The sequence below is a fragment of the Psychrobacter sp. Sarcosine-3u-12 genome, from assembly GCF_002836005.1.
Classification (GTDB): Bacteria; Pseudomonadota; Gammaproteobacteria; order Pseudomonadales; family Moraxellaceae; genus Psychrobacter; species Psychrobacter okhotskensis.
In genome coordinates this window covers 271,676-285,810 of record NZ_PJBY01000110.1, presented here as the reverse complement: position 1 = coordinate 285,810, position 14,135 = coordinate 271,676, and the positions used below count along the sequence as shown (strand labels likewise).

Here is a 14,135-nt window from a genome sequence, read left to right as displayed (position 1 = left end):
ATATTTTTAGTAACTAAACTCTAGTTAGTTAGGCTCTCAAAAATACTAAAATGTATGTTTCTAACACACTGAAACTTGCAGAAATATCTATCCATTAAACTAACCTAACATTTAATTTGCGATGACCATTCAAGAATCTAATAATACTCCTTAATATAAGCATAAGCTCGATCGAATAGTTCTTGATCTTTGTGTAGCTTGTACTTCAAAAGTGCTTTACGTAAGGATTTTTGTACCTCACGCTCGCCAGCGCTAGTGGTTTGCCAGCCAGGAAAGCGCACAATTCTCACGATGGCATCAATATCAACAACAATGCGTTCGACCACCGCTGGTGTTTGATCTGTTTTCAGTTCTAGAAATAGTTCAGACAAAGCCGATGTAGGTGATTTCTCTTGGACCTCGATTTCTAGCTCTTTTTCTGCTTGAACGGTTTCTTTCGCAATTTTACAAAGCTCTTTTACAAAATCAATGGAAGCTACTAAACCTTTTTCAGCTTTATCTCGTAAAGCCTCAAGGCGTTCACTTAGAGACTTAAAAGTAGGCAAGTCGCCTGCACCCTTAAAGCGCTCAACTAAAGCTTTCTCTAGTTGCTTTACTTTTTTCGGACTAGGATTATTGAAGATATCTTCGATGATATTTGCATCCATGACAAATTCATCTAAGACATGCACACTACCCACATGCACGTTGTCATGGATCAATTTGGTAGTCTGTGCACCCAGTGTCAACCAAAGCAATTTACCGATACTGTCAGAGGCGGGCTTGACCGACTCATACACCTGAGCCAGCCATTTATAATCTTGGTTATAGTTATCTAACACTGAATCCGGTGATAACGACTCCCAAAGCTTAAATAGAAACTTAAAGTCCAACGCAAAAGCATCTTTCTTTTCATTATTGGCTATAGCGTTCTGTGCTGCTTCTAGGCCCTCAAAGCCTTCTAAGGTTCTATCTACGCTTTCAAAGTGAGACAAGGCATTGTGCATGGCTTGTGGGAGCTGTTCGCGCAGCTCTGATAGGTTAGTAATGATTTGCTGTGCACCTAGCTCATCAAACTCTAGCGCTTTTGCTGCATCATCAAACACACCAAAGTAATCAACAATGCAGCCAAAAGTCTTGCCTGGATATAGACGGTTGGTTCGGCAAATCGCTTGTAGCAAGGTATGGTCTTTCATGGACTTATCTAAGTACATGGTCTGACAAATAGGCGCGTCAAAACCTGTTAAAAGCTTTGCGGTAACGATAATAAATTTAAGCTCTGAGCTAGCGTCATTAAATTCATCAACAATTTTTTCTTGTTGGCTCTTGTCTATACCCCATTTTTTCTTAAACTCATAATCATCGTTAGCGGTAGTAGAAATAATCACTTTACTGGCCGCTTCAGGAAAGTGCTCATCCAGTGCCTCTTTATATAGAACGCAAGCATGACGATCTGGCGTTACTATCATTGCTTTAAAGCCGTGAGGCTCTACTTTTTCCATAAAGTGGATAGCAATGTCTTCAGCTATTCTAGTAATACGCTCAGGCGACTTTAAGAAGGCGGCCATTTTGGCTGACTTCTTATTCAAAGCATCAGCGTCTTCATCGCTTAACGCTTGGCTTTCTTTAAAGTCAGCAAAGGCTTTATCAAGTGATTCTTTATCAATATGCACATCAACCAAGCGTGGCTCAAAATGCAAGGGTAGGGTGGCTTCATCACGAATGGAGTCATGGAAGGTATAGCGACTCATATAGCCGCCTTGGTCTTCCTCGGCACCGAATGCCCAGAACGTATTCTTATCCGCTTTATTAACGGGCGTACCGGTTAAGCCAAATAGAAATGCATTAGGTAATGCAGCGCGCATCTGACGACCTAAATCCCCTTCCTGTGTACGGTGGGCCTCATCTACCAACACGATGATATTATCGCGGGTATTCATATTAGGTTTGGCATCACGGAACTTATGAATAGTAGAAACGATTATTTTGCGGGTGTCACGCTCAAGCATTTGCTGTAATTCTCTAATACTTTCGGTGCTTTCTACGTTAGCAATATCCGCAGCGTTAAAGATGCCGCTTATCTGCGTATCTAAGTCGGTTCTATCTACTAGGACAATAACCGTTGGGCTTTTTAGCTTTGCTTCACGGCGCAGTTTTTGTGCGGCAAACACCATCAGTAAGGACTTACCTGAGCCTTGAAAATGCCAGATTAAGCCTTTTTTGATTTTACCTTCAACGACACGCTCAACGATTTTATTCGCGCCTTCATACTGCTGAAAACGCGGTATTATTTTCATTCGCTGCTTTTTCTTATTACTGCTGAACAGTGAGAAGTTACGCATGATATCGAGCAGGCGTGCAGGGTTAAGTAGATCTTTTAACTCTTTAGCCACTCCACCTAAACCAAAGCTTCTAGCAATAGCATCGTCATCATTACTTAGACGCCAAGGTGCCCAAAATTCTAATGGACAGCGTACAGAGCCATAAAAGAACTCTTTGCCTTCAGTAGCAAAGGAAAGGATATTAGGTACAAATAACTGTGGCACAGCATTTTCATAAATATTGTGTATTTCATGCGCGCCGTCTAGCCAGCTAACAGAGGGGCGAATAGGGGTTTTAGCTTCGCCGACGACGACAGGAATACCGTTAATTATCATCACGATATCGGGTATTTTGGTCTCTCTATAATGAATACGAAACTGGTTGGTAATGACGTATTGGTTATTATCAAGGTTTTCAAAGTCGATTAGGCGAATAGACACATGGTGATTATTCTTACCAAAGGGCATGGTCTTTTCGCCCGTTAACCACTGGAAAAACTCTTCGTTGGCTTTGACTAAACCGACTTGGTTCACCGAAATTAGAATAGCGCGTAAAGCATGAATGACTTCATCAGCCAAAGCAGGATTCGCTTGGATATCAGGGTTTAAGCGCAATAGTGCCGCTTTTACTTGCGACTCAATCAACACCTCATTAACACTACGACCAAGCTGCTCGGCGGATTGGAATTGCCACTGGGCACTATACTGACTGCGAGGCTCATTAACCTGGTTGCTCTCATGAGAAGCATTTAAATTAAGGCCACTCATTTGATTGATGATGTAGTGCTCTACGCTGTTTAATTCATTAAAAGCCATTCTAGTAGTCCGTTACTTAGAAAAAATATGTTTTAACATCTCGATTAACACTTCTCTTCCAGATTTCAAAGAAACAATTATTGAATTTATTGTTTCATCAAAAGATAGCATTTCTCTTACAATTTCTTCTTGTATATAAATCGGTAGTACTGGAATTTCCAAGTTACCTATTCTAGTAGTGTTTAGATTAGGTTGATCGGCCCCTGCGGCGATGCGGTTTCTAAGGTGATCTGTAATCGAATCTAAAAAATAATAAAGGTATTCCTTTTGTAGACCTTCAAGTTCAAGAAATGCAGCTACGCCGTCATTAGCGCCTGCTTCGAAAGTTAATATCCTGGGTACTCCCAGTGAGTAGCCACTATTTGAAAGCAATACTGTATTAGGTGGTATTATTCGAGTTTGCTGAGCTCCCTTTTCAGTAAGGCATGATTTAACCTGGTCTTTAAGTAAAAACGGTGACGTATTCTTTGTGAGACTCCCAACAGTAACCCAAGGCAAAAAACTTCCATTAAAGAGCTCCGGACTTCCTGCAGGTCGGGGTGATGAGCCTCTTACAATTGAAGCGAAGTTTTTCAGTTTTTCAGAATGCCACTTATTTCTCACGCACTCGTCAGAGGATATTTTAGCTTGAAAATATGCTTTTCTTGCTACTAAAGCTTTACTAAGCAAGCTTTCAAGCATTTCTAAATTTGTGTTTTTTGACCATAAAAGATCACTAATTCGTTTTTGCTCTTCAATAGGTGGAAGTTTAACCTCAAAAGCTGCTAAATCCCGCCACTTGACACGTTTTGACATAGTGCCTTCTGCATTAGAGTTAGCATAGGTCCAAAGAGCAGGAGAATTTACTATAAATGCCAAAAATCCAGGTTCTATTAATTCATGGTTTTCACGTAAAACAAAAGCATCACCGGAACACACTCCATCAAAGTTTACTAAGGACGCTCGTTTTAAATAAGCATTTCTTCTCGCGAAAAGGATATCGCCTGCTTTAAAAGATTTTGCTGCTGAAGTTAAGTTTTCAGTTGATTCAAAGTTTTTAACATTCAAGTCACCCGAAATAAAGTTCTGGAGACCTACGAATTTTTTTAAATCAGATTCTGAAGGGTGATCAACCCTCTCTGAAATTTCCTCAGCAATTTCGCCAAGGCGAAAAGTATTCCATTTCATATTGTCGATTTTTAGGTTTATAACTTTATTAAGCATTTTCATTGCCTTTATCGAGAGCTTCAAACAGCTTACTAACGGATACTTTCAAATCACTAGCTTTATTTTCCCAATCAGACAAAGCCTGACCAAATCGTAATCCTACTGACTCTTTATCTTCCACGAAAAGCTGGACACTTAATCGGGTGTTTTTATCAGCTAAAATATCCTCGTTTTTAATAACCTTTGAAAAGCCAGAGAGAGTTTCATAGTTTAAATAAGCACTATGTATTTTCTTAATATGATGCTCATCTAAATAACTTATTGTTTTCTCCTTTCTCACCTCATCAACTGCTTGAATAAAAAGTACATTCCCTTTTCTATCTTGCGTCTTATTATTATTGGTTATTAATAAGCATGAAGTCATAGATGAGTTATAAAAAAGATTAGGACCTAAACTAATTACACATTCAACTACATCATCAGAAATCATTTCCTTACGTATTTTAGCTTCGAAATCTCGGAACAATACTCCATGTGGCCACAGAGTCACAGACCGACCGTTCTTTAAGTCCAAACTTTTTTGAATATGCTGCTGAAAAGCATAGTCTGCACAGCCTTGCGGCGGTGTGCCCCATAGATTCCTACCATAAGGATCATTCTCAAAAGATTTTCTGTCCCATGACTTAATCGAATAGGGCGGGTTCGCCAATATTACATTGAACTTTTTTAGCTCACCGTTCTCTATTAAGCCTGGGTTGGCCAAGGTATCGCCACGTACAATCTCAAACTCTTCTATGCCATGCATAAACATATTCATGCGGGCAATGGCTGAGGTGAGTAGGTTAATTTCTTGGCCATATAATTTGAGGGTACGATATTCTTTGCCTTCATCTTTTAAATGCAGAGCACAGTTAAGCAATAAACCACCGGAACCACAAGTTGGATCATAAACAGATTCGTCTGGCTGTGGGTCCATTATCATGGTCATCAGCTTTACTACCGTACGGTTGGTATAAAACTCAGCCGCCGTATGGCCACTATCATCAGCAAACTCTTTAATCAGATACTCATAAGCGTTACCTAGCTTATCGTCAGGTACATTGGCTAAATTAAGCGTGTGCTGCGAGTAATGCTCAATAAGGTTAGTAAGCATAGCGTCGGATAGGCGATCTTTATTAGTCCAGCTAGCATCACCAAAAATACCTTGTAAGGTGTCAGGATTGGCTTGTTCAATGGCACGCATAGCGCCTTGCAGTGCTTGACCGATATTAACCGTAGTTTCACGAACGTCTTGCCAGCGCGCACTTTCTGGAATTTGGAAATGGTGGTTTTCTGCAAAGGCGGCGTACTCCATATCGCCATCTGATTCAGCCAATGCTTTTTCAAACTCTTCATCGTAAACGTCAGAGATACGCTTAAAGAATAGTAAAGGAAAGATATACTGCTTGTAGTCGCCAGCATCAATGGTGCCGCGTAAGGTAGTGGCTGCGCCCCAGAGGTACTTTTCTAGTTCTTGTTGGGTCATCATACTGATGCTTCCTCTATCAAACTTGCTTGTTCTTCAACATCCCTAATAATTTCAGAGGCATTGATATCTCGACCTTCAGCTAAAATGTGTATTGCATTCGCTACATAAGCGGCTCTTTTAGCAATAAATTGAGCAAAGTCATTTTTGACCTTATCCGCTTTTTCTTCACCAGATAAACCAGTGTAGTCCCCACACTTTAATTCATCCAACGGTATTAGATGTGATTGCAGGCGTGCATTGACGATATCCTCGCTGGTCCAGTTATAACGTTCTTTCAGGTAACTGAGTGGATCTTTACTGCTGATATTTAAATTAGTTTTATCGGTAATTAGTGCACAGTTCAGTGCAAAGTAACTTTCCGTTCCCACTTCTTTTAATAAGGCATCAGGGAACACATGATGATAATGTCTGCGGCCATCAACAAGTTGTTGTCTAGTTAGTGACGAACCATCAGCAAAATCGTAAGCACCTAGTTTGCTAAACACAGCCATGATACCTCGACCGCGAATATTCTCGCGTTTTGGCCAGCCAATCCGCTTTAACTCATCATCAATTGCTAGTGGATATAAATCACGATTTAAAACTTGAACATCATTTTCAGTATAGAGGGAGCCATCTGCTTTAGTTACTGCTGTAATGATATTTCTAAGCATTATGAAGTCGTTAAATGCATGAGAGGCGGCAGCGTTTTCATAACGGTCTGTAAAGAAACTAGACCAAAGATACTTTTTAAGTAATATTTCAAAGTTTCCTCTAGAGTCTAAATTTTCAGGTATATCAACATATAATGCAGCAATCACAGCTAATACTGCATTGGTGGGTAACCTAGCACGGTCATAAATAGCCTGGCTTTCCATAAACGTTGCCATTTTAGACAGGCCTAGAGACATCCTATCCCAGTTATCGACCATATCTTCTTTGTTCATATCCCACATGCCACGCTGATTCGGTAGCTTCCCTTGTATTAATGCGGAGGTAGCGAGTATTAAAAATGGCAATTCAAAATAATGCTTAATTGTTGGGTATTTTTGGTCTAACTCATTTTGATAATCATCTAAAGAGACGCCTTTAACGCCTTCTATTTCTGCGCGAATAATATCGTACTGTGATAAAGGTTTGCTGTTGGTATTCATGTTAATAAATACTTGTAAAGCGGTTTCTTTGCTTGTTTGTGAAGGCAGTGCAAGATACGGAAGATTAAAGTGCGTAATGACTTCTCTAAAGTCCCTTATTTTGTTTTTTAGCTTCTCTTGTTTTCCCATCCATTGCTTTAATAGGGCTTTGTAATCTTCTTCATCAATACTTGGTTCTGAACTTGATAATGCAGAATCAATCCACTCTTCAATTTCATCAGAAATATCACCAGGTCTAAACAAGTTCATGGGTATTAGGCCACGTTTTAAGCACTCACTAGGCTCATCCACCCACAACGGCATTCTGTTACCATTTTTATTTATCCAACGACCTTTATACCAAACTTCCGACTCATCTGTTTTTTCGTTTTCGGGCACGCTTTCATCGTAAGCGTTTAGGTATAAAAAGTAATTAATATCCTCATAGTTATTGTGCAAAGCTCGCCACAGCGATGTTAAACGCTGCTGGCCATCTAGAAGGTGCTCAGTAACACGCCCTTGGGTTTCCGGAGCAGTAACTAAATATCTTGATACAAACTGCTCTTTATCGACATCAAGCAATAATGTTACGCCTAGCGGTAGATTTTTGGTAACCGTATCTAGCAGGCTGCAAACTCTGTTTTTATCCCAAGCTTGGTGTCTTTGAAAACGAGGTAGTTTTATTTCACCACTTTGAATTTTTTGAAACCAGACAGAGACCTGTCTGTCTTTTGCTGAGCTAGATGGCATCTTCATTATAAAAATTCCTTTAATATCGCTTTAAACTTTTCTTCCGCTTCAAGGCTGGCTTGCCATGCTTCTTTTAAATCAGCCATAGCTTCTTCAACAGTGGGCAGGTTGTCTTCTATGATTTTCTCTACGTAGAGTGGGATATTTAGATTGAAATCGTTTTCTTTTAAGTCTTCAAAACTGGCTACCTTAGCGTAGTTCTCGACATCTTGGTAATCGCTATACCATTGATATATTTGCTGAACGTGTTCTGGTTCTAGGTGGTTTTGTGCACGGCCCACACGTATTTGTTCAGAGGCATCAATAAATAGAACGTTTCCTTTTTTATCGGCATCTTTGTTTTGTTTGAAGACCATGACACATGCGGCTAACTGTGTGCCGTAGAATACATTAGGACCTAAACCTATGACGGCTTCTAAAATACCCTGCTCTAGTAATGCTTGACGGATTTTACCTTCAGCACCTTTACGAAATAGGGCACCATGAGGCAATACCACGGTCATACGACCTGTACTGTTCATGGATTTAACCATATGCTGTACCCAAGCCATGTCGCCATTACCTTTAGGTGGCACGCCAGCAATATTGCGTCCATAGGGATCATTAGCCCAATTATCCGCGCCCCAATCTTTGAGTGAGAACGGCGGATTAGCTATGACACAATCAAAGGTTTTTAAACCATCGGCTTGGAAAAAGGCAGGCTCGCGTAAGGTATCACCACGCAGGATTTCAAAATCTTCTATGCCGTGTAAAAACATATTCATACGTGCAATAGCACTGGATGTCAGATTTCTTTCTTGGCCATAGAGTTTAAGCGTACGAAAGTCTTCGCCGTTATGTTTCAGGTTATCGACACACTCTAATAGCATACCTCCGGTCCCACATGCAGGGTCATAGACAGATTCACCTTCGTGCGGATCAAGAATAAGTCCTAGCAAATGCACTACTGATCGCGGCGTGTAAAACTCACCTGCTTTTTTATTGGTTAGGTCAGCAAAGTGCTTGATTAGATATTCGTAGGCGTTACCTAACATATCTGGATTAGCATTTTCATGGCCTAAACGATACTGTGAGAAATGCTCAATCAGATCAATCAATAGCTTATCTGGCAGCTTATTCTTATTACTCCACTGAGCATCACCAAAGATACCGTATAAAAAGCCTTGGTTAGCTTGCTCAATGCCGCGTAGCGCCTGTTCAATGGCTTGGCCTACATTAGTGGTCGTTTCGCGCACATCATTCCAGTGACAGCCTTGTGGTATTTCAAATCGGTGCATTTCTGGCATAGATGCGTATTCGATATCACCGTCAGACTCTTCTAGTGCCTGTTTGTATTCTTCGTCATAAACGTCGGAGATACGCTTGAAAAATAAGAGGGGGAAAATATACACCTTGAAATCTGAAGCATCGACGGGACCTTTTAGGATCCAAGCAGCTTTTGAAAGGTATTGCTCTAACTGGGACAGTGATAAGACTTCACTCATTAATAGATTCTCTCAATAAAGCAGGTATGGATAAAATGTAGTGGTCTGGTGGTTATATCGTACCCAGAGTTTTATCAAACCCCAATAGCACACATACCACCTGAGTATTTCGTAAAACCTTAAAAGCGCTGCTAAGTCAAATCAGAAATGACTTAGCAGCGCTTTTTTGTGCTCGGTTATGCTAAACACACCGTTCTTTGTTCTACTAAAGCTAATAATAGCACACCCCAAAAAATGATGATATTAACACCTAAGCAGTAGAGTTCGCCTAATCTGTATGTACTGATAGAAGTCAGTATATTTTATATAAAATACATTCATAGTCCTTACAAAATAACCCGCTTAACAATTAATCACCATTATATTGAGACAAACAATTGAATTTAGAATAGTACATAACCTAGAAAATAAATCACTAGGCAGTCTACTATACTTGTCTTAATGATAATAAATAGTAAGCGAATGAATATGACAGCGGCTTTAATTGATGAATACGCTCCTTACACTAGAGCGATAGCTCACGCCTGCGCTATCACCTTTAAAGGCAATGCTAGAAACAACCTCCAACAAGACGCATTTTTCTTTTTAGACCATTGGTATCAAGAGGATTTAGGGGTGATGGCAGTGACATCAGTACAAGCGCCATTTTGTCTTGCTGTATCAGACGGCGTTGCCAGCTCTAACCAGTCACAGCACTGCTCAAAGGCAGTGGTCAAAGCAATTAAAGCGCTATGGGATGACAAACAAGCAAACGTCCAAAACATGACCTCAGATCGTATGTATCAACAACTGAGTCAAACAAAGCATGCAAAAAAACGCTATGGCGCTGCAGCAACCCTCGCCATGATTGTCGGCACATTAAAGGATGACAATTCAATCAATATAAACATCAGGCATGTTGGTGATAGCCGCGTATATAAGCTAGGTAAATATGAGAATGAATGGCAGTGCTTAACTCGTGATCATAATCTATTGAATGAGCTGGTAGATGAGCAAGCGAAAGATGAAGATCGCCAAGTAGAGTTTACGGAGTACAATCGCACAGGTATGGCTGGAAGCTTGTATAGTATTACTGAGTGCTTTGCATTGGCAGTGAATAGCGATGACCCAAGCAGCGAGCCACCTAACAGTACAAAACAGACCTTCACGTGCAATCGGGCGATAGTCTCGTTGTCTGTACTGACGGTATTCATGACTTAGTGCCAAGTAATGAATGGGCGCTTATCGATAATCAAACGGATTTACAAGAGTGGCTACAGACGCTTAGACAGCAAGTTTATGACTCTGATGGCAATGCTTATGATAACGGTACAGCCATTGTGGTACGGTTTGAATAATTGTCTTATGACAGTTCATTTCTAAGATGAAAATTTGATAGATTCAATAACCTATAGAGTAGCTCATATGTCTACATACCCAATAGCAACCTACAACAAATCAACCCGTCTGTTTGCGCTCTATCAGCGTTTGCCACGTAGTAAAGACAAGGCAATATCGCTCACAGAGCTAATGAACGTTTATGGTGATAACCCTGATCATTACACAAACGAGCGCAAAAACTTAGAGAACGACCTAACAAGTCTCAATCAAATATTTACCGATATTTTCCATAGCGATGCTTTAATCAGGTTGCCAGCTTGGAGTCAGAATATCAGCGGCAAGACCGCACGGTTTTATATTGAGCCAAGTTTTAGTATCGATATCATCAATGAGCAAACGGTATTCTTTTGGCAAATGCTTGCTAACTATACCGCCAACTACTTACCAGCACCCTTTAAGCAAAGTATTAGCGATAAGTTGAACCAGTTAGATCGCCAAGACAAGTACAGCTTCAATCAAAGTAGTCTGGGGCAGTGGAAAGACCATCTCATTATTCTGCCTAGTATCGTACAAGCACCAAAGCTTGATAGTGACGTGCTGGCTAGCATTCATCACGCGTTGTTGCAAAACAAGCAGCTTCAAATTAGCTATCAAAATAAATGGCGTAACAATCCTGCCGTCAGAGTAATCTATCCTAAAGGGCTCGTTTTTATTGACAATATGATGTACCTCACTGGGTTTGATCCAACGGACGATCATATCGATGATAATGTCTTATTAAAGGCGCACCGTAATTTTGCGGTTAATCGTATTGAAGCAGCTGAAGTAACAGAGCAGTCGGTACCGGACTGGGTAGAGCGCAATGCTTTAACTCTTGAGAATCTACGTAAGCTAGGAAAGTTGGAATTGAATAATTGTTTAGAAATCGGACTGGTTCTAAAGGTGCAAAAATATGCCTGCCAGCATTTATATGAGCGGCCGTTATCATCTACTCAAACGATTACGGTTATCAATGACACTTGGAATGAAGTGCACGCAACGGTTGCGAATACTCAGCGTCTGCAAGATTGGCTAGTAAGTATGTCGCAGTTGGCAGTAGTGGTTGAACCGCTAGAGCTAAAAAAAGCTATTCTTAAGCGTTTAGAAAGCGGGATGGAATTATATACAAAATAGTTGATCAAGCATTTTGCCAAAAGTACTAAAAAACAGATATATTTTTCTAATGTAATCAAGGAGTCAGAATGACCACAGCTAACTTATTCAAATTTGTTACCTCTGAGCTATCACAAGACGCTCTGATATGATAGCTTCTGTCATGGGCAGACCAAGACTAACAAACAGTAATTGATACACACAAAGCACGAAATAAGATAGTAACCAGTGTATTGGCGTTGTTCTTCACTAGAGAGAGTAAATCATCACCAAGTAGCATTGATAAAATAGTGGTAAAACGTCAATTAAGTGATATTAATGTTCTTTGCATTTATTATTGCCTGTTTTATCATCAGTGATGACTGGGATGAGCAGGCGCTACTTGAGCTGAAAGAGAAAGCAGAGGTTGATGTTTTATTAGGTTTACAAACAGATGACCACGACCATGAAAGCTTAGATATTATAGAGGCGGTTATTAAGTTTCAGCTAGATGAAGTAAGTGATGTCGTTGAACTGCTTAATGTAAATTCTTCAAGCACTATTATCGGTATAGATGTAACAGATGTTAAAAGACTATTTAAGTGTGTGAATGCATTCAAGTTAATTCAAGTAGGCGAGATAGATGACTCTGAAACAAATATGATGATGTCAAAGACAGGTAAGCCAATTTATCAACTGATTGAAGATCGAAATACTAACGGTTTGATTGTTGGAATGGTAAAGAGTCAAAGTCTGTCATTGGGGGATGTAGCTTATATATCAGATGCTATTGAGACTCTACTAAATAATTAGAATGCATTTATATACCACTGTTCAAGTATTGCTGATGAGCCTGATTCTTTCCGTTTAAGAGTAATTTATGCTCAGAGTTAGGTAAAGGTTTAGATATAAGCGTTATGAGCTATGCTGAAAAACACCATAAAGGTAAATAAACTTGTTAAACTAATAATTCGATAAGGATTTTAGCAGTTAATCTGTATCTAGAAGTGTTCTGATTTTCCGGATGGATTATCAGTGCTAAACAATTGGATTAAATAAAATAAAAGAACCGAAACCTGTATCAAACAGATTTCAGTCTCTCGTATATGCTCTAAAATCTATAGTAAATGTGATAGATAACGTGAAAAGGCATCCTCAAAGTCTCTAACATCGTAACCTTTACCTCGCGCTTCGTTACCGCGTAGGTCACGCGTCCTCATATCTTTAGATGAAATTTTGAATCCACTCAATCGTTTAGCTATTTGCCGTAGGGTGATAGGTTTACCATGATTTAAAGTCGACCAGATCATCTCTGGGTCTCTACATAATCCTGCCAGCAAATTCTTACTCAAAAGTCTGTCTGTCCCATGTAGATTAAAAACGGTTTGAATATCAGCTAATAGCTGCTCATTTAAACTTGGTTCTTCACTTTCTAAACCCGATATTTCAATACAAGCTTTATAAGCCTGCTCTAGCCAGTCATCACCAAGTACTAGTGCAATTTTTAGAAGTATTTCCCAGTTATCTTGTGCACGATCATTGATATGAGGAGGTAACACTGGCTTTGCTGCTTTTACCGCTAACATATTATCATCAGACCATCTTGCAAGCTGAGACTGGATAGTTTTAGTGACGTCTATAGGTAATTCACGAAGCCGTTTTTTTGACTCATTTTTCATTTTACGACGCAGAGTTAGAGATATTGATCGATCTATTAATGTGCCAGGGATTTTGCCAATACCTGAGATTGCTTTAGCACCATATGCATTAAACGCTACTGGCTTATTATCATCTCCAACACAGCGTAAAACCTTAGAATGCTCAAGACTGTGCCCTGCATTTAGTATGCCCCGCATTTCTTTATCATCATTAATGAAAGTATCAACTTCATCAATAAATAACGTTGGTGTATAAGCTTCAATGCAACGATACAAAGCTGATTTTGTGATATTAGATGTTGACAGCGACTTTTTGCTCAAAAGGCTCATTAATGTTAATAGCGTACTTTTACCGCAGCGTTTTTCTGGAGCATTGATCCAAGCTATCGGCAACACATCACTTGCTGGTACGAGCCATGTCATTAATATCCATAACGTAGCAGAAACTTTAACTGCATCAGTGCAAGCGATGTGATCCTCTAGTATCTGATATATTAGACTAACTATTAAAGCAATATCTAATACTGGTTCTGAGCTTGGCTTAGTATCAACGACTAAACTTTGAGTGTTTTCATCTAGCTCATTTTTTACATTCTTGACCAATTTATCAAATGCGTTTAATGTTACATTTAAAAACTTAGCAGTATCAATTCGTGCTAGCTGATAATCTAGCTCTGGTAATTTAGCTATATTGTTAATAATAGCTTTTGCTTCCTCTGAGCTAATTTTCGGCACATTTTGTGATAAAATATCTAATGATGGCTGGTCAATGTCATCTTTAGTACTCTTCGAAGGCTGAGCATCTGGCAGGATGCTCAGCTTTTTTATTGGGTCAACTGATTGCTCATCAATTGCCTCAGGAGGTGTAACCTTGTTGTTTTTACTCATGA

General features: G+C 39.7%; 10 protein-coding genes. 4 read left to right on the top strand and 6 right to left on the bottom strand.

What is annotated here, in order from left to right; all coding sequences use genetic code 11:
* Positions 1-137: 137 nt before the first annotated feature.
* The 5 genes from CXF65_RS14675 to CXF65_RS14655 are packed head-to-tail and all read right to left on the bottom strand — an operon-like array spanning position 138 to position 9,136.
* Positions 138-3,116, bottom strand: coding sequence for a type I restriction endonuclease subunit R (locus CXF65_RS14675; protein WP_025650703.1), 2,979 nt, complete (start codon positions 3,114-3,116; stop codon positions 138-140).
* A 12-nt stretch (positions 3,117-3,128) separates the two neighbouring features.
* A complete protein-coding gene (locus tag CXF65_RS14670) occupies positions 3,129-4,319 on the bottom strand; it encodes a restriction endonuclease subunit S (protein WP_025650702.1) in 1,191 nt (396 codons plus the stop codon).
* Entirely contained in the window at positions 4,312-5,790 is a 1,479-nt protein-coding gene (locus tag CXF65_RS14665; protein WP_101212834.1) for a type I restriction-modification system subunit M, read from the bottom strand. The genes CXF65_RS14670 and CXF65_RS14665 overlap by 8 nt, the downstream gene beginning before the upstream one ends.
* Positions 5,787-7,658 (bottom strand): DUF262 domain-containing protein, encoded by a 1,872-nt coding sequence (locus CXF65_RS14660; RefSeq protein ID WP_037024872.1) that lies wholly within the window; start codon positions 7,656-7,658, stop codon positions 5,787-5,789. Before CXF65_RS14660 ends, CXF65_RS14665 begins: the two co-directional genes overlap by 4 nt.
* Positions 7,658-9,136 (bottom strand): type I restriction-modification system subunit M, encoded by a 1,479-nt coding sequence (locus tag CXF65_RS14655; protein ID WP_025650699.1) that lies wholly within the window; start codon positions 9,134-9,136, stop codon positions 7,658-7,660. Before CXF65_RS14655 ends, CXF65_RS14660 begins: the two co-directional genes overlap by 1 nt.
* A gap of 468 nt (positions 9,137-9,604) precedes the next feature.
* Between CXF65_RS14655 and CXF65_RS14650 the strand changes: the two genes are divergently transcribed.
* From CXF65_RS14650 to CXF65_RS14640, 4 genes are all read left to right on the top strand, one after another.
* Entirely contained in the window at positions 9,605-10,336 is a 732-nt protein-coding gene (locus tag CXF65_RS14650; RefSeq protein WP_025650698.1) for a protein phosphatase 2C domain-containing protein, read from the top strand.
* Entirely contained in the window at positions 10,285-10,473 is a 189-nt protein-coding gene (locus CXF65_RS15155; protein WP_227502337.1) for a hypothetical protein, read from the top strand. The genes CXF65_RS14650 and CXF65_RS15155 overlap by 52 nt, the downstream gene beginning before the upstream one ends.
* A 67-nt stretch (positions 10,474-10,540) precedes the next feature.
* Entirely contained in the window at positions 10,541-11,629 is a 1,089-nt protein-coding gene (locus tag CXF65_RS14645; RefSeq protein WP_025650697.1) for a helix-turn-helix transcriptional regulator, read from the top strand.
* Positions 11,630-11,926: 297 nt separating this feature from the next.
* Entirely contained in the window at positions 11,927-12,400 is a 474-nt protein-coding gene (locus CXF65_RS14640; RefSeq protein ID WP_025650696.1) for a hypothetical protein, read from the top strand.
* Between the two features lie 305 nt (positions 12,401-12,705).
* On the opposite strand, the gene CXF65_RS14635 is transcribed toward CXF65_RS14640, so the two are convergent.
* Entirely contained in the window at positions 12,706-14,133 is a 1,428-nt protein-coding gene (locus CXF65_RS14635) for a DUF3631 domain-containing protein (RefSeq protein ID WP_025650695.1), read from the bottom strand.
* Positions 14,134-14,135: the final 2 nt, after the last annotated feature.